Here is a 26,034-nt window from a genome sequence, read left to right as displayed (position 1 = left end):
TGAAAGGTCTCGTGGCTTCTCAGGTCATTATTGATACATGGAGAATGGGGAGATTTTTGTACGGTGGGCGAGTATGCGATGCTGAATGCGTCCCCTCCCCGCAGTCGGTGTGATCCTCCTCATGGTCGTCTCCGTGGCTGCCCCAGTGACTGGGTTCGCCTCGCCGTCTCAGACCGCTGACGGCAGCGATCAGTTGCCACAGGTCACGGTTGTCGACAACACGACGAACCATCTCACTATCCCGGCCAGCGACGTCAGGTCGACGACGTACAACCAATCGTCGATCGATGTCGGCGTCGCGGTTGCAGCCGGATCCAGTGACCTGCGGAGCGACTACGCGACGACGACGTTCGAACGGAAGTTCTTCCAGCAGGACAGCGAGGCCGCCCGCGACCGCCTCGTCGACGAGACATTGACTGATATCGACAGCCAGCGGACGAGTCTGGAACAACGGAATCAGGCCGCAATCCAGCAGTACGCCAGCGGTGTGATAACCGCTAGGGAGTTCCTGCGACAGCGGGCGCTGCTCGACGCAGAGTCACGTCAACTGGCAACCCGACTCGACCGGATTCGGGCGACCGCCGGCACCGCACCGGACTACTCACTCTCACCGGCCCAGCGCTTCCGGCTGGAAAACAACAGAGGCGTGCTCAAGACGTATCGCGGCCCGATAAGCCAGCGTATCAGTGCTGAAACCGCCGGTGAGGCTGAGCCGAACGCGGTGTACGTTGAGGTCTCATCTGAGGGGTACATGCTGTCGACAGTCGCGGACGGCCAGTACACGCGTGAGACGTATCTGGGACAGGACCGCGAACAGACGGCAGTCGATCAGTTCACCCAGACCAACGACTCTCTCGGTGCGGTCAACACGCGGGCGGAGACCCTCTACCCGTGGCTCTACAGCGAGCAGTACCCGTCCGTTCAGACATACGGCCGGAGTGCCATCTACCAGATTCAGGCCGATCACTCGAACGGACAGCTAACGGCCTATCTCGACGGCGGCACGACGAATGTCTTCTACGAAACCCAGCACCTCGAACTGACGACAGTCGACCGGTCGGAAGTAGCGACGAACGTGAACCAGTCAGTTCGCGTCCGAGTCGAGCAGTCCTTCGAGTCCGGACCGCTGCTCGTCACGGTCAGCGACAACAGTACGGGATCCACGGCGGATGCGACTGTCAGGATAAACGGTAAACGGATCGGGACGACCGGTACAGACGGCTCTCTCTGGACTGTCGAACCCCGCGGAGAGTACACGGTTACCGTCACCACACAGGACGGCGACCGAGTACAGGTTCCCGTCAGTGGATCGGCGTAGCACGGAAGAAAGCGGCTCTATGGTCGCTGTTACTCTGGTACTTCTGCAATCGTCGTAATCGCTCGGGGACTACCTGGTCGGGACTGCCGGACCACCTTTTTCGGGTTCGGGTGACCTTCGGTCACCGCTCACCGCAAAAACGTGGGCGAAAAAGCGGCCACTCGCTTCGCTCGTGGCCGAAGGGCTTACTCTGGTACTTCTGCAATCGTCGTAATCGCTCGGGGACTACCTGGTCGGGACTGCTGGATGTGGTGTTCGAACTCCTCGAACCCGGCCTCAGTGAACATCCGGTCGGCTTCCTCTTCGTCGTAAAACAGCATGATGGCGTCGGCCATCTTCTGGAAGACAGTCGAGTTCGGGTAGTCGGGGCCGACGATGAGGACCTTGCCACCGGGTTTGGTCAGTCGGCGACACTCCGCCAGCGCGTCGACGGGGTTGGGCCAGTACTCGATGGACCCCGAGGACCACACCGCGTCGAAACTGTCGTCCTTGAACGGGAGTCGCTCGGCGTCACCGAGATGGTAGCGTACGTCGCCGAACTTGCCGAACTTCTCGAAAGCTTTCGAGAGCTGGTGGGGGCTCTGGTCGAGCCCGTACACCGTATCGACGTGTTCGAGCAGCCCTTCGGTGGCGAAGCCGGTGCCACAGCCGACATCGAGGACCTTGTCGTCGGGCGAAAGATCGAGCATCGCGATCGCCTCGTCGCGCATCCGTTCGTCCCAGATGAAGGGGTTGATCTGGTCGTACACCTTCGAGAGATACTTGTAGAACGTCCGCGCGCGGGCCTTGTTCTCGAGGACTCCCATTACTGCCGGCTTAGGACTTGGCGGTCATAATTCCCCGGATTTTGGCCGCTCTATCACACGGGGAAACTTCGCAACTACCAAATAGCCGCTCTGGCAACGCTCACATGATTAGAGAATGCCACGGCCAGAAGTTCTTGACAGGATACAGGAGGCCGAGCAGGAGGCCGACGAGATCGTCGCAGAGGCCGAACAAGACCGCGAAGACCGCATCGCGGAGGCTCGCGAGGAGGCCGAGGAGATCCGCGAATCCGCGCGAGAAGAGGCCGAGACGGCCGCCGAGGACCGTCTCGAAGCGGCTCGCGAAGAGATCGAGGCCGAGCGCGAGCAGATCATCGAAGACGGCGAGAGCGCTCGCGACGACCTCGAACAGCAGGCCAGTGAACAGATCGACGAGGTAGTCGAATACGTCACAGACCTGTTCGAGGAGGCGGTGCATGCTCAGACCTGAGAAGATGTGCCGCGTCTCGGTGACGGGGTCGAAACGCGCGATGGAGCAAACTATCGAGGCCGTCCACGACCTCGATATGCTCCACGTCACCGAGTACGACGGCTCCTGGGACGGATTCGAACCCGGGAACTCGCTCGACGGAACCAACGAGGTCGCCGATAAACTCGTCACGGTCCGCTCGCTGCAGTCCATTCTCGGTGTCAGCGATGAGGACGCCGGTCCGACGCGGGTCGTCACAGACGACGCGATCGAGGACCAACTCGAAACAGTCCGAACCGAGGTCAACGAACTCGACGACCGGCGCGACGAGGTCCGTGACGAACTCCGGGCCGTCGAGGACCGTATCAACACGATGGCGCCGTTCGTCACGCTCGGCATCGACCTCGACCTGCTCCGTGGCTACGACTCGCTGTCCGTCGTCGTCGGCGAGGGCGACAGCGACGAGATCGAGGCTGTCCTCGCAGATAGCGACGTTGAGACGTTCGAGCTGTTCACCGAGGACGGCGTCGTCGCCGTGTTCGCACAGGCCGACGGAGACGCCCTGCAAGACGCGCTCGTCGGGGCGACGTTCTCCCGACTCGAAATCCCAGAGGGCGACGGCGACCCGACGGCGTATCTCGAAGAGCTGGAACACGAGAAACAACAGCTCGAATCGAAGCTCTCGACCGTCGAGGACGAACTCAACGAACTCCGTCTCGACCACGCCGGGTTCCTGCTCGCGGCCGAGGAGAAACTGGCTATCGAGGCCCAGAAGGGCGAAGCGCCGCTCACCTTCGCGACGACGGAAAACGCCTTCATCGCTGAGGGCTGGATTCCGAACGATCGTTTTGAGGCATTCGAGCGGGCCCTTTCAGGCGCCGTCGGCGATACCGTCGACATCGACAGGATCGAAATCGCCGAGTACGACAGCGAGGGGCACGCAGAGTCCCACGAAGAAGTCGAGCGGGAAGGCGGCAACGGCGGCGAACCCGTCGGAAGCTCCGTCGATGCTCCCGAACCGGAGAGCGAGCGCCAACCGCAGGAAACCGTCGCTGACGGTGGCGTCATCACGATGGGTGACGACGCGCCGCCAGTCATTCAGGACAACCCGAAAGGCGTCAAGCCGTTCGAGGACCTCGTCGAGGTCGTCAACCGGCCGAAGTACGGCGAGTTCGACCCGACGGTCGCCTTCTTCCTGACGTTCCCGGCCTTCTTCGGGTTCATGATCGGTGACGTCGGGTATGGACTGCTGTACCTCGCGCTCGGCTACGGGCTGTACTCAGCGGTTGACAGCGATGTGCTGAAAAGCCTCGGGGGTGTCGGAATGTGGGCCGGTGGATTCACGATGCTGTTTGGCCTGCTGTACGGCGAGATCTTCGGCCTGCACACAATCTCGAACGTCGTGTGGCCTGCCCTCGGGTTCGAAGGGGCGCCGTTCCACAAGGGACTGCAGCCGGCGTACGGCGAGTACGCGATCGGGTGGCTGACGCTGAGTCTGCTGGCCGGGATGCTCCACCTCGCTGTGGGTTGGACGTTCGACTTCATCGAGAACCTGAACCACGGCCTCTGGGACGCCGTCACCGAGAGCGGCTCCTGGCTCCTGATGCTGTTTGGCCTCTGGGCCTGGGTGTTCTCCGGCGCAGCGGGCTCGGCACCGGACTTCCTCTACACCGCTGAGGAAGGCATCTTTGCCGGGAACCCGTTCCCGCTCGGCTTCGCCGGGCTCCCGGCTATCGACCTGTTCAGTGTCGGTGGGTTCCCGATATCAGCGTGGTTGCTGGTGTTTTTCGCTGGCCTCGTGTTGCTGGCGCTCGCTGACCCCATCGAAGTCGTCGAGTTCCTCAACGTGTTCGTGAACGTGCTGTCGTACACGCGACTGGCAGCAGTACTCCTGGCGAAGGCCGGGATGGCCTTCGTGGTCAATCTGCTGTTCTTCGGTGTGTTCGTCACGGACGACGGAGCGTGGCACTTCGGTATCAGTCACGCACCGAGCTACTACCTCGAGGAAGGCGTCTACCACGGCCACGAAGTCACAGAGGTCATGTTCGGAGGCCTGATGCACTCGGGCATCGCTGGTCTCGTCGGTGGACTGCTCGTCCTTGTGCTGGGGCACCTCCTCGTCCTCGTACTGGGTATCACCAGTGCCGGACTACAGGGTGTGCGTCTCGAATACGTGGAGTTCTTCGGCAAGTTCTTCGAGGGCGGCGGCAAGCGGTACAACCCGTTCGGCTACGAGCGGACCTACACCACTGACGACTGACCGCTATCGACCTTACTTCCGATATTTGTCGGTACTCCGGTAGCTACTGCCCTACCGTCGCGTACTCGGGGGCTGGTACCAGATGACAACCGTGGTTGAGAGCGCGGCTAAACCCACGGAACAGCATCTTGACGAAGTGTTTTGGGAAGCTTTATGAAGTCCGTGGAGTCACATACGCCTGTTCGGACACGAGCAACCTCAGAGAGGATCTCAACAACATGATAGAAACTATCGCACTCGTTGTCAACGCTGTACTGCAAGAAGGTGGCGCCGCTGCTCCGGCTATCCCGGGAGAAGCTGCTGCAGCCCTCGCTGTCGGGCTGGCTGCGCTCGGTTCGGGATACGCGGAACGTGGGATCGGGGCCGCCGCCGTCGGCGCAATCGCAGAAGACGAGAGCATGTTCGGCCGTGGGCTCATCCTGACAGTCCTGCCGGAAACGCTCGTCATTCTCGCGCTGGTCGTCGTCTTCATCCTCGGTTAACCACTCTCTCCCTTTTCCAATAATGAGCCTTCAAACAGTCGTAGAGGATATCCGCGACGAGGCCCGCGCGCGTGCTCAGGAGATTAGCGACGCGGCCGACGAACGTGCCGAGGAGATTATCGCCGACGCCGAGGCCGACGCCGAGCAGATCCACGAGGAACGCGAGGCCGAGGTCGAGCGGACCATCGAGCAGGAGCGAGAGCAGCGACTCTCCTCCGCGAAGCTCGAGGCCAAACAGGCTCGACTCAACGCCCGGCGTGACATCCTCGAAGACGTTCACGGCGACGTAGAGGACGCGCTTGCGGCCCTCGAAGGGGATAGACGAGAGGAACTGACACGCGCACTGCTTGACGCCGCCGTCGATGAATTCGACGACAGCGACGAGCTGTCGGTGTACGGCCGTGCGTCGGACCAGTCGCTTCTCGAGGATGTACTCGATGACTACGACGGCGCGACGTACGCCGGTGAGCGGGACTGCCTCGGCGGTGTCGTCGTCGAGAGCGGCGAGTCACGAGTCCGTGTGAACAACACGTTCGATTCCATCCTTGAGGACGTCTGGGAGGACAACCTGAAAGCAATTAGCGACCGCCTGTTCGAAGACCAATGAGTTCGCGAACGGGAACGAGCGGCCAGGGAAGCAACTACGAGTACGTCATCGCACGGGTTCGTGCCCGCAGCGCGTCCCTGTTCGACGATGACGACTACCGGAAGCTGGTCCGCATGGGGACGGGCGAAATCGCCCGCTTCATGGAGGAGACGGAGTACGAGACCGAAATGAACGCGCTCGGCTCCCGGTACGACGGCGTCGACCTCGTCGAGTACTCGCTGAACCGCAACCTCGCGAAACATTTCGACGACCTGCTTCGCTGGTCCGAGGGGGCGCTGTACGACTACATCGCCCGCTACCTGCGGAAGTTCGACGTGTGGAACGTCAAGACCGTCATTCGCGGGCTCTACTCGGACGCGGAGCGGACCGAGGTCGAGGACGACCTCATCCGGGCCGGCGAGTTCACCGACCGACGTATCGAGGACCTGCTGAACGCCGGCTCTATCGAGGAGGTCGTCGAGCTGCTCGACGACACCATCTTCGGTGACACGCTGGCCGAAGCGTTCGACGTGTACGAGGAAAGCGGCGTTCTCGTGCCACTTGAGAACGCGCTGGACCGCGCCTTCTACGAAACACTGCTGTCCGGCTTACCGGACAATCCGGAGATCGACAGCCCGACCGGGCTGTACGTCGAGTTCCTGGAGACGGAAGTCGACTTCCGCAACCTCCGGAACGCGCTCCGGCTGGCCCGCAGCGGCGCGGATATCGACCCCTCGGAGTACTTCATCGAGGGCGGCCAGCTGTTCGACGCACAGGAGGTCGCACAGCTGTCGACGAACCTCGACCAGCTGGTCAGTGCCGTCCGCGAGAGCAAGTACGGCGACGACCTCGATCAGGCACTGTCGGCGCTTGAGGAGGCCGACAACCTCATCGACTTCGAGCGGGCGCTGGACGCGGCGCTGCTCGAATACGCCGACCGGCTCTCGAACCGCTATCCGCTGTCGGTCTGTCCGGTGCTGTCCTACGTCCTCGCCAAGGAGCGCGAGGTCGACAACATCCGGGCGATCGCCCGCGGTCGCGAGGCCGGCCTCGGCCCCGACGAAATCGAACAGGAGCTGGTGATCCTATGAGCCAGGAGATCGCTGTCATCGGAAGCCCGGAGTTCACGACGGGCTTCCGGCTGGCGGGCGTCCGCAAGTTCGCGGACGTGCCTGCCGACGAGAAAGACGAGCAGCTCGACGACGCCGTCGAGGAGATGCTCAACGACGACGACGTCGGCATCGTCGTGATGCACGACGACGACCTGTCGCATCTCTCACGCGGTGTCAGGCAGGACGCGGAGACGAGTGTCGAGCCGGTGATGGTCACGCTCGGCGGCGGCACTGGGAGCGGCGGACTGCGTGAACAGATCAAGCGAGCCATCGGTATCGACCTGATGGACGAGGACTAACCATGAGTCAAGCAACAGACACAGACGTCCGCGAGGACGGCATTATCGAAAGCGTCTCGGGACCGGTCGTAACGGCTCGGGACCTCGACGCCCGGATGAACGACGTCGTTTACGTCGGCTCGGAAGGGCTGATGGGCGAGGTCATCGAGATCGAAGGAAACATCACCACGATTCAGGTGTACGAGGAGACCTCCGGCGTCTCCCCCGGCGAACCCGTCGAAGGGACAGGTTCGCCCCTCTCCGTGGACCTCGGGCCGGGCATGCTCGACGCCATCTACGATGGTGTCCAGCGCCCGCTCGACGTGCTCGAAGAGAAGATGGGGTCGGCGTTCCTCGACCGCGGTGTCGACGCGCCGGGTATCGACCTGGAGAAGACCTGGGAGTTCACCCCTGAAGTCGCGGAAGGCGACGAGGTCGAGGCCGGCGACATCGTCGGCACCGTCCCCGAGACGCCGAGTATCGACCACAAGGTGATGGTCCCGCCCGACTCCGAGGGCGGCGAGGTCGTCGCCATCGAATCGGGCAACTTCAACGTCGAAGAGACGGTCGTCGAACTGGACAGCGGCGAGGAGATCCAGATGCACCAGGAGTGGCCGGTGCGCCAGCAGCGACCGACCGTCGAGAAGGAAACCCCGACGGAACCACTCATCTCGGGCCAGCGCGTGCTCGATGGCCTGTTCCCGATTGCGAAGGGCGGAACGGCCGCCATCCCCGGCCCGTTCGGCTCGGGGAAGACGGTCACCCAGCACCAGCTCGCCAAGTGGGCCGACGCGGACATCGTCGTCTACGTCGGCTGTGGTGAGCGTGGCAACGAGATGACGGAAGTGATTGAGGACTTCCCGGAGCTTGAGGACCCGACCACCGGCAACGCGCTGATGGACCGGACCTGCCTCATCGCCAACACGTCGAACATGCCCGTCGCGGCGCGCGAATCCTGCGTGTACACGGGGATCACCATCGCGGAGTACTTCCGCGACATGGGGTACGACGTGGCGCTGATGGCCGACTCCACCTCCCGGTGGGCCGAGGCCATGCGTGAAATCTCCTCGCGACTCGAGGAGATGCCGGGCGAGGAAGGGTACCCCGCGTACCTCTCCGCTCGACTGAGCGAGTTCTACGAGCGCGCCGGCTACTTCGAGAACATCAACGGCACCGAGGGGTCCGTCTCGGTCATCGGGGCCGTCTCGCCGCCTGGCGGGGACTTCTCCGAGCCGGTCACCCAGAACACGCTGCGTATCGTCAAGACGTTCTGGGCGCTCGACGCTGACCTGGCCGAACGCCGGCACTTCCCCTCTATCAACTGGAACGAGTCGTACTCGCTGTATCGCGACCAGCTCGACCCGTGGTTCGAGGACAACGTCCGGGCCGACTGGCCGGAGACGCGCCAGTGGGCCATCGACACGCTGGACGAGGAAGCGGAACTGCAGGAGATTGTCCAGCTCGTCGGGAAGGACGCGCTGCCCGAGGACCAGCAGCTGACGCTTGAGATCGCCCGCTACCTGCGCGAGGCGTGGCTCCAGCAGAACGCCTTCCACGACGTGGACACGTTCTGTGAGCCCGAGAAGACCTACCGCATCATGGACGCTGCCAAGACGTACAACGATGCGGCCTTCGAGGCGCTGGATGCTGGTGTCCCCGTCGAGGAGATTACCGACATCGACGCCGCGCCGCGGCTCAACCGTATCGGCGTCCAAGAGGACTGGAACGAGTACATCGACGACCTCGAAGACGACATCGAGTCTCAACTGCGGGAGCTGTACTAACAATGAAAGAGTATCAGACAATCACGGAGATCAGCGGACCGCTGGTGTTCGTCGAGACCGACGAACCGGTCGGCTACGACGACATCGTCGAAATCGAGCTCAGCGACGGCGAGACCCGCCGTGGCCAGGTGCTCGAATCCGCGAGCGACTACGTCGCCATCCAGGTGTTCGAGGGGACCGAGGGTATCGACCGCGATGCCTCGGTTCGCTTCCTCGGCGAGACGATGAAGATGCCCGTCACCGAGGACCTCCTCGGGCGGGTCATGGACGGGACCGGCCAGCCGATCGACGGCGGCCCGGAAATCGTGCCCGACGAGCGCCTCGATATCGTCGGCGAGGCGATCAACCCCTACTCCCGGGAGTACCCCGAGGAGTTCATCCAGACCGGTGTCTCGGCCATCGACGGCATGAACACGCTCGTCCGTGGCCAGAAACTGCCGATCTTCTCCGCCTCCGGCCTGCCACACAACGACCTGGCGCTGCAGATCGCGCGACAGGCCACAGTGCCGGAAGAGGAGGAAGGCGGCGACGACGAAGGCTCCGAGTTCGCTGTCATCTTCGGCGCGATGGGTATCACGGCCGAAGAGGCAAACGAGTTCATGGACGACTTCGAGCGCACCGGCGCGCTGGAACGCTCCGTCGTCTTCATGAACCTCGCGGACGACCCGGCCGTCGAGCGGACGATTACACCGCGGCTGGCGCTGACCACCGCCGAGTACCTTGCCTTCGAGAAGGACTACCACGTCCTGGTCATCCTGACGGACATGACCAACTATTGCGAGGCACTGCGCGAGATCGGTGCCGCGCGTGAGGAGGTCCCGGGCCGGCGTGGCTACCCCGGATACATGTACACCGACCTGGCGCAACTGTACGAACGCGCCGGTCGGATTCAGGGCCGCGAAGGCTCCGTGACCCAGCTGCCGATCTTGACGATGCCGGGCGACGACGACACGCACCCGATTCCGGACCTTACCGGGTACATTACCGAAGGGCAGATCTACATCGACCGCGACCTCAACAGCCAGGGTATCTCGCCGCCAATCAACGTCCTGCCAAGCCTGTCGCGGCTGATGGACGACGGTATCGGCGAGGGGCTGACTCGCGCCGACCACGCCGACGTGAAAGACCAGATCTTCGCCGCATACGCGGAAGGTGAGGACCTGCGCGACCTCGTGAACATCGTCGGTCGCGAGGCGCTGTCGGAACTGGACAACAAGTACCTGGACTTCGCCGACCGCTTCGAGGAGGAGTTCGTCGACCAGGGGACCGACACGGCCCGCAGTATCGACGAGACGCTCGAACTCGGCTGGGACCTGCTCTCGATGCTCCCGAAGGATGCGCTGAACCGCATCGACGAGGACCTCATCGAGGAGCACTACCGCGAAGACGAGGCCGCCGAAACTGTCGAAGCCGAAGCCTGACAACGGCCCTATATCTCACGGCCGTTCGCAATTTTTACCACATATTTTGGGTACGCGACTGTTTAGCGTTGACCTCCTATACTAGCGTGCACTATGCCAGAACCAGGGAGTGAAGCGATATGGCTGTGGTTAGGTACAGCGGGCATGTTCCTCGGCATGCTATACTTCATCGCGCGTGGCTGGGGTGAAACCGACACCCGACGCCAGAAGTTCTACATCGCGACAATACTGATCACGGCAATCGCGTTCGTGAATTACCTCGCGATGGCACTCGGGTTCGGCCTGACGTTCATCGAGTTCGGCGGGTCGGAACACCCCATCTACTGGGCGCGATACACCGACTGGCTGTTCACGACGCCGTTACTGCTGTATGACCTCGGACTGCTTGCAGGGGCAGACCGCAACACCATCGCCTCGCTCGTCAGCCTCGACGTGCTGATGATCGGTACCGGTGTGGTCGCGACGCTAAGCGCAGGGAGCGGCGTGCTGTCGGCCGGCGCGGAACGGCTGGTCTGGTGGGGTATCAGCACCGCCTTCCTGCTGGTCCTGCTGTACTTCCTGTTCGCCTCGCTGTCCGGCCGGGTCGCAGACCTGCCCAGTGACACGCGGAGCACGTTCAAGACGCTGCGCAACCTCGTGACGGTCGTGTGGCTGGTCTACCCGGTCTGGTGGCTCGTCGGCAGTGAAGGACTCGGCCTCGTCGGTATTGGGATCGAGACGGCCGGCTTCATGGTCATCGACCTCGTCGCCAAGGTCGGCTTCGGTATCATCCTGCTCCGTAGCCACGGCGTGCTTGACGGCGCTGCGGAGTCGACCAGCACCGGCGCAACGCCTGCAGACGACTAACGACTGCCGTTCGCCGACTTCGTTTTTTGGGTGTCGATCCGGAAGCGGCGGCGCTCGAACCGAAATAACTGGAAACCGTTAACTGCCTACGTCGAAAAAAGACCCGTAATGGCTAAGGACGTCAAACCCACGCGCAAGAATCTGATGCAGATCGAGGACCGCATCGAGCTGTCCGAGCGTGGGCACGACACGCTGGAGAAGAAGCGTGACGGCCTCATCATGGAGTTCATGGACATTCTGGACCAGGCCCAGGACGTCCGTGAAGACCTCGACGGTTCCTACGAACGGGCCCAGCGCGCGATCAACATGGCCCGGGCGATGGAAGGCGACGTGGCCGTCCGCGGGGCCGCCGCAGCACTGAAAGAACACCCGGAACTGACGACCCAGTCGAAAAACATCATGGGCGTCGTCGTCCCGCAGATCGAGTCCAGCAAGGTCCGGAAGTCACTGGACGAACGCGGCTACGGCGTCATGGGGACCTCGGCCCGCATCGACGAGGCCGCCGAGGCCTACGAGGAACTGCTCGAGAACATCATCCTCGCCGCCGAAGTCGAGACGGCGATGAAGAAGATGCTCGAAGAGATCGAGACGACGAAGCGGCGTGTCAACGCCCTCGAATTCAAGCTCCTGCCCGACCTCTACGACAATCAGGAGTACATCGAGCAGAAACTCGAAGAACAGGAGCGTGAGGAGATCTTCCGCATGAAGAAGATCAAAGCCAAGAAGGAAGAGGAAGAGGACGCGCTCGCGGCCGAAGAAGAATCGGAAGAAGAGCCCGAAGCGGTCACTGCTGACGACTGATCGGGGAGTCCGTCCTGACCGGTATCGTTTTTGCGCTTTCCCGTCCGTGCTTGAGTATGTCCTGTCCCGACTGCGGTGGCGACCTCGTTTCGTTCCCAGTCCCGGCCGACCTCCAGCAGTTCCTCCCCGGGAACGCACCGGGAGCCAGCGTCTGCCGGTCCTGTTTAGCCCTCCAACCGGAAACGGAGCCGCCCACTGCTGTCCCGGATTTTACTGGTCTCGACAGTTCGATTCCCGATAACGACGGCGTTGCGGTCCCACTGGTGTTGCTCGTCGGCCTGCTCGATTCGCTGGCGATGCACCGGGAGGAGATCACTGCGTTGCTGGAACGAATCGAGCGCGAGGGCGTCGACCCGCTACTGGTACTGGACCGCCTCGACGCCAGCTACGGAGAGGCGGCCCATGTCGACCTCGGCCGTCGTCGTCGGCAACTGGAACAGTTGTTATAACAGAACTGAACGTGCGAACGACACGCGTTAGCTTAATATAGGCGCTAAGCCCCCACCCTCAACGGAGCGACCGAAGGGAGCGGAGTGGGGTGGGGATACAGCGCCGTCATCACTTGTTCATCTGAAGATACGGTTACAGGCCCACAGGCCAACGCTGTCGTAATGATTTTACATTTGGGTATTGTATTACAGTATGAACCCAATGGAGTACGACCTCGATTCGGGAGCGCACTCGACGTATTCCCTACACTACCACCTGATACTCACCACGAAGTATCGGCGCGGAGTGCTAACCGAGGAGCGAACCCAATTCATTCACGAGGTCATCAGCGGGTTCACGGACAACTACGGCGTCGAACTGACGAACCTCGACGGAGAGGACGACCACGTTCACATCCTGTTCCGAGCGAAACCCACCACAAACCTCGTGAAGTTCATTAATACAGTCAAGGGCGCGACTGCTCGCCGTATCCGAAACGAGTACGAGGATGAGCTGAAGACCGAACTGTGGGGCGACTCGTTCTGGAACGACTCGTACTGTCTTATCTCGACGGGGCAGGTGTCGCTGGATGTGCTGAAACAGTATGTCGAAGACCAGCGGGAGAGCTGATGTACTACGCCTACAAGTATCGCCTCAAGCCGTCCGACGCCCACCGAGAGGAGTTGGACCGCCACCGCGATATTTGTCGGCAACTCTACAACCACACGCTCTACCGCCTCAACGAGTACCAAGACGAACACGGCGAACTACCGTCCATGACTACGTTACGGTCGGAACTCCCCGACCTCAAGAACTGGTGGGACGGCCTCTCCGACGTGTACTCGAAGGTTCTCCAAACCGTCGTGGAACGCCTGTTCGACAACCTCAAAGGCCTCTCCAAACTCAAGGAGAACGGCTACGGCGTCGGTCAACTCAAGTGGAAGCCGCCACGGGAGTTCCGCAGTTTCACGTACAACCAGTCTGGCTTCAAGCTCGACAAGAAGGGCGGTCAGACTGTGCTGTCACTCTCGAAACTTGCGGACATTCCGATACGACTCCACCGCGCCATCCCCGACGACGCCAACCTCAAGCAGGTCACGGTCAAGAAAGAACCGACGGGCGAGTGGTTCGCCACGTTCGGCGCCCAAATGGACCGTGAACCACCCGAACCCACCGAAAATCCCGAGAAATGCGTCGGAATTGACGTGGGGATTCTCAAGTACGCCCACGACACCGACGGCACGGCGGTCGAGTCGCTCGATCTCTCCGACGAGCGTGAACGCTTGGAGCGTGAGCAACGGAAACTCTCGCGGAAGCAACACGGGTCGAACAACTACGAGAAGCAACGGCGTCGCGTCGCGGAGTGTCACGCCGATCTCCGACGAAAGCGCCGTGATTTTCTCCATAAACTCTCGAACTACTACGCTCGGGAGTACGACCTCGTGGCGGTCGAAGACCTGAATGTGAAGGGGATGATGGAGTCGCCGTCGAACAGCCGAAACACCGCGTCGGCAGCATGGCGGACGTTCTTTTCGTTGCTCGAATACAAGTGTGAGCGCGAGGGGACGCACTTCGTGGCAGTCAACCCGAGAGGGACGACCAAGGAGTGTGCGTCCTGCGGCGTCTCGACGGAGAAGCCGTTGTGGGTCCGTGAACACTCCTGTCCCGCCTGCGGGTTTGAGGCGGACAGGGACGCGAACGCGGCGTGGAACATTCTTTCTCGCGGTCTACAAGATGTAGGAGTGGGATACTCCGAATCAACGCCTGTGGAGACTGCGCTCCCTACGGACACCGATTCGGTGTCTGTAAAGCGCGTCGTGGAAACAGGAAGCCCTACCCTCAAGGAGCGAACGGCGTCAGCCGTGAGCGAGTAGGGTAGGGTAGTTCACACGCCCGTCGAGTAGCGCAGCAGGCCGGCGACGCCGCCGAAAGCAGTCAGCAGCTGTTCGCCCTTCTCGAAGTCCGTCGAGATGAACACCGTCTCGGTGCCGCGCTGATCGGCCAGTTCCATCAGGTGGTCGATGGCGTCTTCGCGCTCGCCGTCCTCGGCGTCGACGGTGGCCCCACAGCGGGAGCACTCGTGGTCGTCAGTCCCGGCGCTGCTGTTGATGAGGTCGTACTCATCGTGGCCGTTCTCGCAGGTGTAGGCGACCACGTCCTTCCGGAGGTCCTCGGAGATGAGCAGCTGTTCGACCGCGCCCATGTTGAGGTTCTGGCGGGTCTGGTCGAACCCGTAGGTGGCCTTGTCCCCGTTGTGGAGCTGCTTGAAGAAGTCCTCCATGAGCTCCTTGTCCCGGAGCATCTCGTGTTCGGCCAGCACGTCATCGGCCGCGTCAACGAGGTCGTACAGCCCTGACTCGTCCGTGTAGGCCACGTCGAACTTCCCCAGCACCATGTCCTGGAGTTCGTGGTGGAGGTAGTCACCGTCGAGGAACTCGTCTTTCGTCGGTGAGGGACCGCCGACGAGGATGCCGTCCAGTTCGTGGCGGTCGGCGACGAACAGGTCGTTCGCCATCCCCGCGACTTCCTGATAGAAGTTGTCGATGGCTTCCAGCCGGAGGCGGGCGAAACGCTGGGCTGACTGACCACCTTTTCGCTGTTTGCCCGGGACCAGTGAGGAGGCGGACTTGACGGGCTCGACCCGTTTGCCCTTCAGCCAGCCGACGTTTGCCTCGCGCCGGTCGAGCACGATGAGGCCGAACAGTCCTTTGTCGGCCAGCATGTGCTCCAGGGGCTCGGTGAGGAACTCCGAGTCACAGTGATAGCGGAACGATTCGATGGGGTCCGGCGGGGATTCGAGTACCTTCGTTACCATGTCGGTCCGACCGCCGCCGGTGTCGAATGCACCCGAGAACACGACCAGCCCGTTTTCGGGGGGTCGCACGTCGTAGTACCGGAGGCGGTCCTTGATTGAGGTGAGTGCGTCCTGCACCGCCGTCCGGGTGTCCTTCGATTTGATGTTCGAGGCTTCGGAGTGCTCCTGGGTGACGTGGGCGACGACGTCGCTGATCTGCTTGTCCTCGGGCACGTAGATAGAGACGAGTTGGGTTCCCGAGCCCTGGTACCCCTTGAGTTCCTCTATGACCTTTCGGAACTCGTATTTCTGCTTGTCAGATTGTTCCTGTTCCTGCTGCTCGCTCATTACTCTCTGTTGGCCGAGGTGGCGTAAGAACCTGTTGACAGCGAGGGGCGCGAACGAAGTGAGCGGCCCTCGTACCGGAGCGGCGACCGAAGAGAGCCGCGGAGGAAGCCAGTGCGATTCTCGCTTCACTCGAATCGCAGGACGGGCGAGCGGGGAGGCGACCCGTGAGCAGCGAGGGGCGCGAACGGAGTGAGCGGCCCTCGTGCCCGAGCGGCAAAGCCGTGAGGCCGATACGACAGACGTGACAACCGAGCTATTTGACTAGCGGTGAAACCACCTACTCTGAACGTCGCCTGGCCCGTCGCGATCCAACAAATGACAGTCGCATTTATATGACTGCCTGCATTGTACCCAAGCAATCAGATTATGGCGGGGTACGTGTGTACGATTGCGGGCGGCAAGGGCGGCGTCGGAAAGACGACGACCGCGGTAAATCTCGGGGCTGTGCTTCAGGAGATGGGCTACGATGTCGCCGTCGTCGACGCGGATCTGGGGATGGCGAACCTCGGCTCGATGCTCTCTGTAGAGCCCGAAAAGAGCCTCCACGAGATTCTGGCCGGTGAGGCTGCCGTGAGTGAGGCTTTGACTGATGCGCCGGGCGGACTCACGGTGATTCCGGGTGAACAGTCGCTGGAGGCGTTTGCGGACGCTGATCCCGCAAAGCTCAGGAAAGTCATCAAGACGCTCCGAAATGCCTACGACGTGGTGTTGATCGATACCGGGGCTGGACTGAGCCACGAAGTCGCCGTGCCGCTTGGGCTGGCCGACGGAATCGTCCTCGTCACGACCCCCGACGACGTTGCGGTGGGCGATACGGTCAAAACGGCCCAGCTAGCGAACCGGATCGACGGGACCGTTCTCGGTTCGATCATCAACCGCGCGACCCGACACACTGACGTCGCGGCCATCGCCGAGCAGATGGAGTTCCCGCTGCTTGCGGTCATTCCGGACGACCCGCAGGCGACGACAGAGGAACCGCTCGTGCTCAACGCCCCTGAGAGCACGGCTGCCGACGCCTATCAGCGGCTGACCGAGGCGCTGGAGGGTGTGTTCTTCCGCGGCGAGAGCCCCGAAACGGATATCGAGACGATACTCGACGACGAGTGGTTCCTCGACGACACTGAGGATCACTCCGATGTCGACGACGACGAGGACTCCGGCGGTGTGTTCGGCCTCTTCAACTGACGGCTCTGTACCCGCCAGCCGGTCCGGTCTCAGCCCGCCGCTCCGACCACATCTCGCTGTCTCTGACTCATTCCGGAAGCGGCGGCCACAGCGTCGCGACCGTTTCCTGAATGAGTTGAGTCTGTGCCCGGCGCAGTCGCTCCGAGAGCGACGATGCAGAGATGTCCAGTTCCTGGGCCACGGCGTCCAGCGACGTGCGCCGCGGAATCTCGAAATACCCCATCTCGTACGCCGTCCGTAGCGCTTCCAGTTGTCGGTCCGTGAGCCCGTTCCCGGGCGACTTCGGCTCCGCATCCCGGGTCAGCCGCTCCAGTCCGAAGTCCGCGTTCCGCTGCCAGAACGAGGCGAACTCGGTGAACGCCGCTCGGTCGGCGAACCATCCCAGTTGCTCCCACCCGTCTGCGGTCACGGTTATCCGTTCGATGATGGCGTCTGCCGTGGCGAGTGCTTCGAGTCCGTCCAAGTCATTGATTTGGCCACCGAGTTGTTCCTCGAAACTCAGCGCCGGCACTGCCTGATACCGACGGGTATCGCCGGCCGTCCCGATACGCGTCCACTCCTCGATATCGTGGGCATCAGTGAACGCCCGCTCGATGGCCTGCTCGGAACCACCCGTCACGGTCCCAATAAACAGCGGGCGGCGACCGTGATTGTACTGCAGCGAGAGGGTGATCGTCGCTTCGGGTACCGCAGCCGCGACCGACACGAGCGGCAACGCGTCGCAATCGATCTGAAATTCTGCGATAAGCCCCATACGGCATCGCTCGCTGCCAGTGCTGAAGCGCCTGTCGAAACAGAGCATCGGCGTGGCTGTCGGTCCTGCTCTTGACACCCCTACTTAAACGGCCCAATCACTGAGAGAACGGCTTAGCCCGACTGCGTTCGACCGTATGTTGTATGCAGCCGACACAGTCCGCAGACGAGACCGAAGTCGAGTTCGAGCGCTACGGCGATGGCCAGCCACTTCTCCTCCTGCACGGCGGGATGGCCCCCACTGAGTACTGGGGACCGGTTATCCCAGAGTTCGAGGGCTACGGTGCTGTCGTCCCCCAGCGTCCGGGGTTCGGGACCTGTCTCGACTCCCCCGCAGAAACGAGCGCAGACGAGGTGCTGGACCGCGAAGTCCAGTACGTCCAGACGCTTGCCGACGCTGTCGACGGCGAGCCGATCCTGTTCGGGCACTCCTACGGCGCGCTCACCGCTATCGAGGCCGCGACGGCTACAGAAGTCGAGGCTGTCATCGCGTACGAACCGGCGGTACTTCCCGCCGACTACCGGGCGGATGCTGACCTCGCGGACCGAATGGACTCGCTCGTACAGAACGGGGAGCCAGAAGAAGCGGTGAAACGCTACATCGAACAGGTCCTCCACCCCGACGGCATCGAGGACCTCGACGCCTGGCTGGCGGAGTGGCCCGTCTGGCCCGACTGCGTGGCCCTCGCTGAGGAGGTCGTTCGGATGAACTGGTCCGTCGAGCAGTACCGGCTCCCCGACCGCCTCGATGTCGACGCCCCAACGCTCGTTCTGTCCGGCACCGACGGGCCGGATTTCCTCCGGCAGAGTGCCCGGGCCGTTCACGACGCACTCCCCCACAGCCGATTCGTCGAGTTCGACGGGGTCAGCCACAGCGGCCCCGCTGAGGCACCTGCACTAATCGCGGCGGAAGTCGACGCGTTCCTGCAGAATTAGGCCGGCTCGACGGACTTTTCGCGGCAATCGCGCCTGTCACATCGGATTCCCGACGCAGACCGCTCCTACATCGAGGTCGGCGCTTCGACGCCCAGCGCGTCGAGTGCGTTCGCAATCGTCGTCCGGGTCCCGTCGACGAGCGCCAGCCGCGCGGCGCGGGTCTCGGGGTCGGCATCGAGCACGGGACACTCTCGATAGAAGGCGTTGAACGTCTCGGCGAGGTCGCGGGTGTAGGTGGCGACTGTGTGGGGCGTCAGGTCGTCCGCGGCTGCTTCGATGACGGCGGGGAACCGGGCCAGTTCGCGAAGCAGATCGCGTTCTTCCGGTTCTGACAGCGGACCGAAGTCGGGCTCCTCGGGGATGTCGGCCTCCACGTCACCCAGGATACCACAGCAGCGCGCGTGGACGTACTGGACGTAGGGGGCGGACTGGGCTTCGAAGTCCAGCGCGCGGTCCCACTCGAAGGTGATGCCCTTGGTCGGCTGTTTCGAGACGATGTCGTAGCGCACCGCTCCGATACCGACCTGGCGAGCGATGCGGTCGATGTCGTCCTCGTCGAGGTCGCCGCGGGTCCGGTCGTCCAGCCGGGACTCGACCTCTTCGCGCGCGCGGTCGATAGCCTCATCGAGCAGGTCGTCGAGGTCGATACCGGTCCCCTCGCGCGTGCTCATCCCGCCTTCGGGGAGGTTCACCCAGGAGTAAAACACCTGCCGGAGCTGGTCGGTGTCGTTGTCGAGCAGTTCCAGGGCCGCCGAGAGCTGGTCGGCCTGGAGTTTGTGGTCCTCACCCAGCACCGTGACGGCGCGGTCGTAGGTATCGAACTTCCACTCGTGGTGGGCCAGGTCGCGGGTGGTGTACAACGATGTGCCGTCGGAACGCAGGAACACGAGGTTCTTCTCGAAGTCTGGTAGGTCCAACTGCCAGGCATCCTCCTCGTAGACGGCGCAGTCGAGTTCCTTCAGCCGGTCGACCAGGTCGTCCGTGTCGCCGTTGCGCATGAACCGCGTTTCCTTGACGAACTCGTCGAACTCCGCCGGGAGGCGGCCGAGCGTGGTCTGCATCCCGCCCAGCACGGTGTCGACGACCTCGGCGACGCGCTCGTAGGTCTCCTCGTCGCCGTTTTCGAGGCCCTGTAGAATGGACTGAATCTCTGCCTCTGCCTCCTCAACCTCGTCGGGGTCGCCCTCTTCGAGGACGGTGTTGCCCTTGCGGTAGTACCGGACCATCTCGTACTCCGGGGACTCCCGCTCGGGCTCGGGCAGGTCGGACTCGTCGAACGTCTCGTAGGCCCAGGTGAACACGGCGATCTGGCGGCCCGCGTCGTTGACGTAGTAGTGGCGGTCGACGTCGTAGCCGGCGTAATCGAGCACCCGAGCGACGGCGTCGCCGATGATAGGGTTGCGCGCTCGTCCGACGTGGACCGGGCCGGTCGGGTTCGCGGAGGTGTGCTCGACAACGACGCTGGTGTCGCGGTCGGGAAGCCGCCCGAACTCGCTCTCCGTGACTGACTGTAGGGTCTCGTCGAAGTACGCCTCGCTCGGGAGGAAATTGACGTACGGCCCTTGTGTCGTCACAGCACTGACGTAGGTGAGGTCGTCCGTGTCAATCGCCTCGGCGATGTCGCCGGCGACGTTCGGCGGCGCAGTACCGACCTCGCCGGCCAGCCGGAAGGCGACGCTCGACGCTAACACGGCGTCGACGTCCTCCGGTGGTTCCTCGATACCGAGGTCCTCGGCCGGCAGGTCGAGGGCTGTGAGTGCGTCGGCGAGGGCGTCCTCGACCTCCGCACGGAGCTGCAGGAACATACGCCGGGCTTTCGCGGCGGGGAGTAAATGGGTAACGAAACCCCGGCCGTCTCAGACGGACTCCTGTCCGTCTCAGGTCAGGAGCCGCGGGCCGAACACCATCAACAGGAGGCCGCCGATCATCGACACCGTGATCGCGATGGAGACGGCCGTCGTCACCCGCCGCCCGTCAGAGACGGGCAGCCGCGAGACGAACGATTCGGTCGACGCCCGCAGGATGTGGCCACCGTCGAGCGGGAACGTCGGGATGAGGTTGAACTGGCCGATGACGAGATTGATCCAGCCGGTCCAGAACAGGACGTTCGCGAGCAGGAACACCGGCGTCGTTCCGAGCGCCCCGAGCGGTCCCTGGACGGTGTAGAAGTTCGTCGCGATGCCGGTGAAGCCGGCGAAGTTGTAGCCGAAGCCGCCGGCGACGCCGATAAAGGGGAGCAAGAGCGTGCTGAAAATCCGCTGGGCGAACGAGAACTCGGAGACTGACGTGGGGGTGTCAGGCGACCCGCCGAGGAATTCCAGGAATGCGGCGGCGGGATAGGCGTCGATGCCGAAGTCACTGACCTGAATGCCGCTGATACCCTGCTGGATGCTGACGCCGATGATACCGTTGTCGACCTGCTCGCTTTCGGCCATCGTCACCTCGTAGGTCTCGCGTTCACCGTCGACGTAGCCGGTGACCGACACCCGGTCACCGGGTTCGCCGCCCTCGAGGGCCTGCATTAGCGCTGCCCCGCTGTGTGTTCGTTCCCCGTTGACGTCGGTGATTATCATGCCCTCGCCGCTCGGTGCTCCTTCCCCGGCGAGCGGGCCGTCCTCGGCGACCAGCACGTATGCGCCGAGGGCAGTCGTGACCGTCTCCCCGGATTCGGTTTCGAGCGTCGCGACGGGATGCTCTCGGGCTGCCTGTTCGAACTCACTGCGAGTAGCCACCGCAGTCCCGTCGACAGAGACAATCGTCTCACCGGTTCCAAGTGGCGCACTCTCGAGGGCCGCCGAGACGACGACGGACCGCTCGACAGAGACGGTTTCGGCATCCTTCCGAGCCACTTCGACGGTCTGTGCGTCGCTCTCTGCGAGCACCGCTTCGAGTTCCTGCTGGTTCTCGACCGACTGGCCGTCGACGGCCGTGATGACGTCGCCCGACTCGATACCCGCATCGGCGGCGGGGGTTCCGCTGATCGGGCTCCCGACCGGCACGCCGTCGACGACAGCGACAGCGCCGGCGACTGGCCCGAACAGCAACAGGAGCGTGATGATCGCGAGCGCGAAGTTGTTCGTCACGCCGGCCGTGTACATCCGGGCCTGCGCGCCGCGGTCGGAGCGCAGGAGTTCGTCTTCGTCGGGTTCGACGAACGCGCCGATGGGGATGATCGCCAGCAAGGCCAGCCCCATCGACTCGATGTCGATGTCCTCGACGCGACAGAAGAGCCCGTGGCCGCCCTCGTGGACGACGAGGCCGAGCAACAACCCGAGCACGATTTCGGGTGCGACCGACAGCGGGAGGAAGTCGTTGACGCCGGGAATCGCCAGCGCGTTCCGCGGCTCGTTCAGTGCGGAGGGCTGTGGGTTGACGAGCGCCTGGTAGGCCCCGAGCGCAACGAGGAGGAAGGAGCCGACCATCACCACGAGTCCGAACCCGACGCCGAGGTTCCCCCAGGCCCGCCAGAACCGCTTTGGCCGTGCGAGCCAGTCGAGGACAGCTTTGCCCTTCTGCGTGTGAATCGTCGTAATCGGGCCGCTAAAACGAATATACTCGGGGACAACGCCGCGGGTCCGTAGCGCCATCGCGAGGAGGGTGTAAGCGACAAGGCCCGCGAGGACCCACGTCAGCGTACTCACCATTTACCCGAAACTAGGTTTAGCCAAGCAAGAGGGTTTGGTTTGGGACACACCGTCAGCAGCCAACGGTGAAGTGACCGCGCCGCAAACGACCACACAATGTACGACCACGTTCTCATTCCCGTCGACGGGAGCGACGAAGCCACGGCAGCCGCACGGCGTGGCCTCGCACTGGCTAAGGACTTCAACGCGACTGCCGAGGTGGTTCACGTCGTTGACCAGCGAGCGCGCAGGCTCACGCGAACGGACCGCGAGAGCGGACGCCTCCGCGAACACGGCGAGTCCGTCCTCGCGGACATCGAGTCGCTCGCCGACGATATCGGCCAGCCCGTCACGACAAAATTGCTGGAGGGGAAACCGAGCGTGCAGATCGACAAGTACGCCCGCGAAACCGACGCAGGGCTCATCGTCCTCGGTCGACAGGGACTGACCGGTCTCGGGAAGCGACTCCTCGGTGGTGTCACCGAACAGCTCCTGCATCGAACTGCGGTGCCCGTGCTCGTCGTTTCGGACGGAACACAGGCGGAAGGGAACGAATTCGACTACTCACGAGTCCTCGTCACAACTGACGGGAGCGAGACCGCAAACACGGCGACGCGACACGTCGCGGCGGTTGCAGACCAGTACAACGCTCTGGTTCACGTTCTCAATGTCGTCGATATCCAGGCCGCCGGCGGAGCGTTCAACGCTGGCGGGCTGAACGAGGCGTTCATCGAACGACTGGAAGCGGACGGGCGTGATGCCGTCGCAGCAACCGCCGACGAACTCGAAACGGCGGCTTCGGACGTAGCGGTAGAAACCGCCGTGGAACGGACGGACTCGCTCGATGGCGTCGCCGCTGGCATCCGCAAGTACGTCTCCGATCGGGACATCGACCTCGTCGTGATGGCGTCACACGGCCGCTCGAACCTGAAACGCCAGTTGCTCGGCAGTGTTACGTCCCAACTGCTCCGAACTGTCGATGTCCCCGTGCTAGTGACGCCCCGTTCGACCTGAGCGGGTGGACGAACCACCCGTTCTATGTATCGTGGGAACGTATCGCAAGACGGTGCTGGACAATGCCAGAAACCTGCGGTATCTGTGGTGAAACCGTTCCGTTCGACGCCACGGTTCACGCGATGATTCACACTCACAGCGAGACGGGCGTCATCGACGCGTACGTCTGTCAGGACTGCTACGACGAGCGTCTCGGACCGATGTTCGAGCGGGTCGACACGCAGGAACAGTCGCCCTGAGAGAATCCCCTGAATAGGCTGCTACGGACAGGTAGGACCTTCCTACTCCGCCCTACTCGTTCCGACGGAAGCGATCCACGACGAACTCCTGATCCAGTTTCGCGATGAACGTTCCGAGCTGTGGGCCTTCGGTGTCGTCGAACAGCAGCCGGTAGCCGGCCGAGAAGAACTCGCCGATGTCGATGTCGTTTCGCTTCGCCGTTTCGTATATTTCGGCCTGAATCGCCTCGCCATCGTGGCCTTCGGCGATGAAATCGGCCAGCTCGTCCAGCGCGGCCGCCGTCGCGTCGTCGAAGGACACGTCGGGAATCTCGGCGCGCTTGAGTTCGTAGTTGAACTCGTTGTTGGTCAGGCTGGCCCACTCCTGGGCGCGCTCGACGCGGGCGAGCGCCTGCTCGACGGCCCACTCCGGCGCATCGTCGGGGATATGGCCTTCCTTCCGGGCGATCTGCTCCCGCTGTTCCGGGTCGTCGGTCATCCCGAGCACGGCTGCGAACGTGTAGGGGATCCGAACGCGCTGTTCACGCGGTTCGTCCACGACCATCGGGTAGGCCCGCTCGGCGAGTTCGGCGTCGTCCTCGCTGGCCTCGACTTCCCCGAAGTAGCGCCGCTCGAACCGGTCGAACTCGTCGACGAGCTGGTCGACGTTCTCGACGGAGAAGTCCCGCTGCTTCCGCGGATCCTTCACGAAGAAGTACTTGAACACCTCCGGTTCGAGAATGTCCAGCACCTCGTCGACGGTGATGACGTTGCCCGAGGAGGAGGAGAGCGGTTCGCCGTCGAGCGTGAACCATTCGTACACCATCGGGACCGGCGGCTGAATGTCCAGCACGTTCTCGGCGACGTCCTCGCCGGAGGGCCAGGAGCCCTCGGCGTGGTCCTTGCCGAACGGCTCGAAGTCGACGCCCAGAATTTCCCACTGGGCGGGCCACTCGAAGCGCCACGGGAGCTTTCCGTCCCGGAGCGTCGCTGTCCCCTCGTGGCCACAACCCTCGATGGTCTGGTCGCCGGCCTCGACGTCCTCACAGACGTATTCGACCTCGCCGGCGTCGAGGTCGACTTCGGTGACGCCCTCGGTGAGCTTGCCGCACTCCTCGCACTGGGGCAGGAACGGGACGTAGTCGTCCCCGACCTTGTTCTGGTACTCGGCGAGCACGTCGCGGGCCCGGTCGGCGCGTTCGAGCACGCGGCGGGTCACGGGTTCGAACTCGCCGTCGGCGTACAGCTCGGTGTTCGAGACGAACTCCACGTCAACACCGACCAGATCGGCGCTTTTCCGCAGGAGCGTCGTGAAGTGGGCACCGTAGGAGTCACAGCAGCCGAAGGGGTCCGGGATGTCGGTGTACGGCTTCCCGAGGTTCCGCCCGAGCGCGCCGGCGTCGACCTCGCCGAGGCCGACGACGTTCCAGTCGAGGTCGGCGAGCTGACGGGGAACCGCCCGAAGCCGGTCTTTGTCGTCGGCGGTGAACACCTGTCTGACTTCGTGGCCGCGGTCCCGCAGGGCCTCGGCGACGTAGTAGCCCCGCATTATCTCGTTGAAGTGACCGATGTGGGGGACGCCAGACGGGGAGACGCCGCCCTTGATGACGATTGGGTCGTCGGGGTCGCGCGCCTCGATAGCGTCGGCGACGGAGTCGGCCCAGAAGGCTCGGCCGCCGCCGCGGCCGACCTCGTAGGGGTCTTCCGCCATCTATGCCTCCGGAAGAATCTCGGACCCGTCGAACTCGCCGTCTTCGACCGCGCGCACGACGTGTTCGGGGTCGGTACCGTCGAGCACTATCGTCCGGATGCCGGACCGCTGGATGATTTTCGCGGCCAGCAGGTCGACGGGCGCGCTGCTGCCGGCGTCCATCTCGATGTCGGCGATCACGTCGACGAGTTCGCTCGCACCGAGTTCGTCGAACCGCGTCGCGTCGTCGTCTTCGTTCGGGTCGGCGTTGTAGACGCCCGGGACAGACGTGGCGTAGACGAGCAGGTCCGCGCCGACGTACTCCGCAAAGGCGGCCGCCACGGCGTCGGTGGTCTGTGCGGCGACGATGCCCCCGAGGACGGGGATGTCCCCGCGACGGATGGCTTCCCGGCCCTCGTCGTAGCTCTCGGCGGGTGTCGGCGCGGCGCGGTCGTCCAGGGCGGCGATCAGTAGCCGGCCGTTCAGCCGCGTGACGGCGATACCGAGCTGGTCGAGCTCGATTTCGTTTGCGCCGAGGTCGCGGGCGGTCCCGATGTAATCGCGTGCGGTCGGTCCGCCGCCGACGACGGTCCCGAGCGTGTGTCCCTGTGCATCGAGCGACTGGATGGCGTCGGCGTAGTCGGCGACCCGGTCCGCGTCGAGGTCCGGGGCCAGTACGCTTCCGCCAATGGAGACGACGACTTTCATTAGCCCGCCGTAACCGCGATGCACTCTTAAGGGTTGTCAAGGCCACTGACTGCTGTCTCTCTAGTCGGCCCTTTCTGGTTCCCACAGCGATTGCTGTCGGTCGCGTCCCCGCGAGAATGTCCGTCTGACGCGTGCCCGACGTGCTGACGCGTGTCTGACGCTTCTGGGAAACTAACGGTGAAATTCGCCGCATATTGGCGCTACAGATGGTGATA

Annotated in this window: 25 protein-coding genes; 18 read left to right on the top strand and 7 right to left on the bottom strand. The window is 63.3% G+C overall.

The features are described 5' to 3' along the window. Window positions 1-85 precede the first annotated feature (85 nt). Window positions 86-1,318: a DUF7096 domain-containing protein gene (locus tag C442_RS12930; RefSeq protein ID WP_008311119.1), complete on the top strand. Its 1,233-nt coding sequence runs from the start codon at window positions 86-88 to the stop codon at window positions 1,316-1,318. 185 nt (window positions 1,319-1,503) lie between these two features. On the opposite strand, the gene C442_RS12925 is transcribed toward C442_RS12930, so the two are convergent. Beyond that, window positions 1,504-2,124: a methyltransferase domain-containing protein gene (locus C442_RS12925; RefSeq protein ID WP_008311118.1), complete on the bottom strand. Its 621-nt coding sequence runs from the start codon at window positions 2,122-2,124 to the stop codon at window positions 1,504-1,506. 115 nt (window positions 2,125-2,239) lie between these two features. On the opposite strand from C442_RS12925, the gene ahaH reads away from it, so the two are divergent. From ahaH to C442_RS12860, 13 genes are all read left to right on the top strand, one after another. After that, window positions 2,240-2,572 carry an ATP synthase archaeal subunit H gene (gene ahaH, locus C442_RS12920; RefSeq protein WP_008311117.1) on the top strand — a complete coding sequence of 111 codons (333 nt, stop codon included), beginning with the start codon at window positions 2,240-2,242 and terminating at the stop codon, window positions 2,570-2,572. Next, complete coding sequence (locus C442_RS12915) at window positions 2,559-4,811, top strand: V-type ATP synthase subunit I (RefSeq protein ID WP_049942975.1); 2,253 nt, start codon at window positions 2,559-2,561, stop codon at window positions 4,809-4,811. The genes ahaH and C442_RS12915 overlap by 14 nt, the downstream gene beginning before the upstream one ends. A gap of 218 nt (window positions 4,812-5,029) precedes the next feature. Next, window positions 5,030-5,293, top strand: a complete 264-nt coding sequence (locus C442_RS12910) for a F0F1 ATP synthase subunit C (protein WP_008311113.1) — start codon at window positions 5,030-5,032, stop codon at window positions 5,291-5,293. A 22-nt stretch (window positions 5,294-5,315) separates the two neighbouring features. Further along, on the top strand, window positions 5,316-5,900 hold the full coding sequence (locus C442_RS12905; RefSeq protein ID WP_008311110.1) for a V-type ATP synthase subunit E: 585 nt from the start codon (window positions 5,316-5,318) through the stop codon (window positions 5,898-5,900). Then, window positions 5,897-6,970 (top strand): V-type ATP synthase subunit C, encoded by a 1,074-nt coding sequence (locus tag C442_RS12900; RefSeq protein ID WP_008311108.1) that lies wholly within the window; start codon window positions 5,897-5,899, stop codon window positions 6,968-6,970. The genes C442_RS12905 and C442_RS12900 overlap by 4 nt, the downstream gene beginning before the upstream one ends. Continuing rightward, window positions 6,967-7,290: a V-type ATP synthase subunit F gene (locus C442_RS12895; protein WP_008311106.1), complete on the top strand. Its 324-nt coding sequence runs from the start codon at window positions 6,967-6,969 to the stop codon at window positions 7,288-7,290. Before C442_RS12900 ends, C442_RS12895 begins: the two co-directional genes overlap by 4 nt. A gap of 2 nt (window positions 7,291-7,292) precedes the next feature. After that, complete coding sequence (locus C442_RS12890) at window positions 7,293-9,053, top strand: ATP synthase subunit A (RefSeq protein WP_008311104.1); 1,761 nt, start codon at window positions 7,293-7,295, stop codon at window positions 9,051-9,053. 2 nt (window positions 9,054-9,055) lie between these two features. Further along, window positions 9,056-10,474, top strand: coding sequence for an ATP synthase subunit B (locus tag C442_RS12885; RefSeq protein WP_008311102.1), 1,419 nt, complete (start codon window positions 9,056-9,058; stop codon window positions 10,472-10,474). A 93-nt stretch (window positions 10,475-10,567) separates the two neighbouring features. Next, on the top strand, window positions 10,568-11,320 hold the full coding sequence (locus tag C442_RS12880) for a bacteriorhodopsin (protein ID WP_080504310.1): 753 nt from the start codon (window positions 10,568-10,570) through the stop codon (window positions 11,318-11,320). Window positions 11,321-11,428: 108 nt separating this feature from the next. After that, complete coding sequence (locus tag C442_RS12875) at window positions 11,429-12,121, top strand: V-type ATP synthase subunit D (protein ID WP_008311098.1); 693 nt, start codon at window positions 11,429-11,431, stop codon at window positions 12,119-12,121. Window positions 12,122-12,177: 56 nt separating this feature from the next. After that, window positions 12,178-12,570: a DUF6276 family protein gene (locus C442_RS12870; protein WP_008311097.1), complete on the top strand. Its 393-nt coding sequence runs from the start codon at window positions 12,178-12,180 to the stop codon at window positions 12,568-12,570. A 202-nt stretch (window positions 12,571-12,772) separates the two neighbouring features. Beyond that, window positions 12,773-13,180 carry an IS200/IS605-like element ISHko3 family transposase gene (gene tnpA / locus C442_RS12865; RefSeq protein ID WP_008311095.1) on the top strand — a complete coding sequence of 136 codons (408 nt, stop codon included), beginning with the start codon at window positions 12,773-12,775 and terminating at the stop codon, window positions 13,178-13,180. Next, window positions 13,180-14,424: an RNA-guided endonuclease InsQ/TnpB family protein gene (locus C442_RS12860; RefSeq protein WP_008311093.1), complete on the top strand. Its 1,245-nt coding sequence runs from the start codon at window positions 13,180-13,182 to the stop codon at window positions 14,422-14,424. The genes tnpA and C442_RS12860 overlap by 1 nt, the downstream gene beginning before the upstream one ends. 11 nt (window positions 14,425-14,435) lie before the next feature. Here C442_RS12860 and prf1 read toward each other — a convergent pair whose 3' ends face one another. Beyond that, entirely contained in the window at window positions 14,436-15,692 is a 1,257-nt protein-coding gene (prf1, locus tag C442_RS12855) for a peptide chain release factor aRF-1 (protein WP_008311090.1), read from the bottom strand. A gap of 366 nt (window positions 15,693-16,058) precedes the next feature. Here prf1 and C442_RS12850 point away from each other — a divergent pair, with 366 nt between their 5' ends. Beyond that, window positions 16,059-16,877, top strand: coding sequence for a MinD/ParA family ATP-binding protein (locus tag C442_RS12850; protein WP_008311088.1), 819 nt, complete (start codon window positions 16,059-16,061; stop codon window positions 16,875-16,877). A gap of 67 nt (window positions 16,878-16,944) precedes the next feature. Here the strand turns inward: C442_RS12850 and C442_RS12845 are convergent, their stop codons facing one another. After that, window positions 16,945-17,631 (bottom strand): helix-turn-helix domain-containing protein, encoded by a 687-nt coding sequence (locus C442_RS12845; RefSeq protein WP_008311086.1) that lies wholly within the window; start codon window positions 17,629-17,631, stop codon window positions 16,945-16,947. 143 nt (window positions 17,632-17,774) lie between these two features. Here C442_RS12845 and C442_RS12840 point away from each other — a divergent pair, with 143 nt between their 5' ends. After that, window positions 17,775-18,566, top strand: coding sequence for an alpha/beta fold hydrolase (locus tag C442_RS12840; protein WP_008311084.1), 792 nt, complete (start codon window positions 17,775-17,777; stop codon window positions 18,564-18,566). Window positions 18,567-18,631: 65 nt separating this feature from the next. On the opposite strand, the gene argS is transcribed toward C442_RS12840, so the two are convergent. Together argS and C442_RS12830 are read right to left on the bottom strand one after the other, a co-directional pair. Beyond that, window positions 18,632-20,371, bottom strand: coding sequence for an arginine--tRNA ligase (gene argS, locus C442_RS12835; protein WP_008311083.1), 1,740 nt, complete (start codon window positions 20,369-20,371; stop codon window positions 18,632-18,634). A 72-nt stretch (window positions 20,372-20,443) separates the two neighbouring features. Then, window positions 20,444-22,210, bottom strand: a complete 1,767-nt coding sequence (locus tag C442_RS12830; protein WP_008311081.1) for a site-2 protease family protein — start codon at window positions 22,208-22,210, stop codon at window positions 20,444-20,446. A gap of 96 nt (window positions 22,211-22,306) precedes the next feature. Between C442_RS12830 and C442_RS12825 the strand changes: the two genes are divergently transcribed. Together C442_RS12825 and C442_RS22180 are read left to right on the top strand one after the other, a co-directional pair. After that, window positions 22,307-23,203, top strand: coding sequence for a universal stress protein (locus C442_RS12825; RefSeq protein ID WP_008311080.1), 897 nt, complete (start codon window positions 22,307-22,309; stop codon window positions 23,201-23,203). 62 nt (window positions 23,204-23,265) lie between these two features. After that, window positions 23,266-23,442 (top strand): hypothetical protein, encoded by a 177-nt coding sequence (locus C442_RS22180; RefSeq protein WP_008311078.1) that lies wholly within the window; start codon window positions 23,266-23,268, stop codon window positions 23,440-23,442. Between the two features lie 52 nt (window positions 23,443-23,494). Here C442_RS22180 and lysS read toward each other — a convergent pair whose 3' ends face one another. Together lysS and pyrH are read right to left on the bottom strand one after the other, a co-directional pair. Further along, the gene (gene lysS, locus C442_RS12820) at window positions 23,495-25,132 is read right to left on the bottom strand and encodes a lysine--tRNA ligase (RefSeq protein ID WP_008311077.1); all 1,638 of its coding nucleotides are present in this window, start codon (window positions 25,130-25,132) and stop codon (window positions 23,495-23,497) included. Beyond that, window positions 25,133-25,819 carry a UMP kinase gene (pyrH, locus tag C442_RS12815; RefSeq protein WP_008311076.1) on the bottom strand — a complete coding sequence of 229 codons (687 nt, stop codon included), beginning with the start codon at window positions 25,817-25,819 and terminating at the stop codon, window positions 25,133-25,135. It abuts the gene before it with no gap. Between the last annotated feature and the right edge of the window lie 215 nt (window positions 25,820-26,034).

This window comes from Haloarcula amylolytica JCM 13557, from assembly GCF_000336615.1.
GTDB classification, from domain to species: domain Archaea; phylum Halobacteriota; class Halobacteria; order Halobacteriales; family Haloarculaceae; genus Haloarcula; species Haloarcula amylolytica.
Note: the sequence above shows the minus strand (reverse complement) of the source record. Positions and strands in the feature narration are given on the sequence as shown.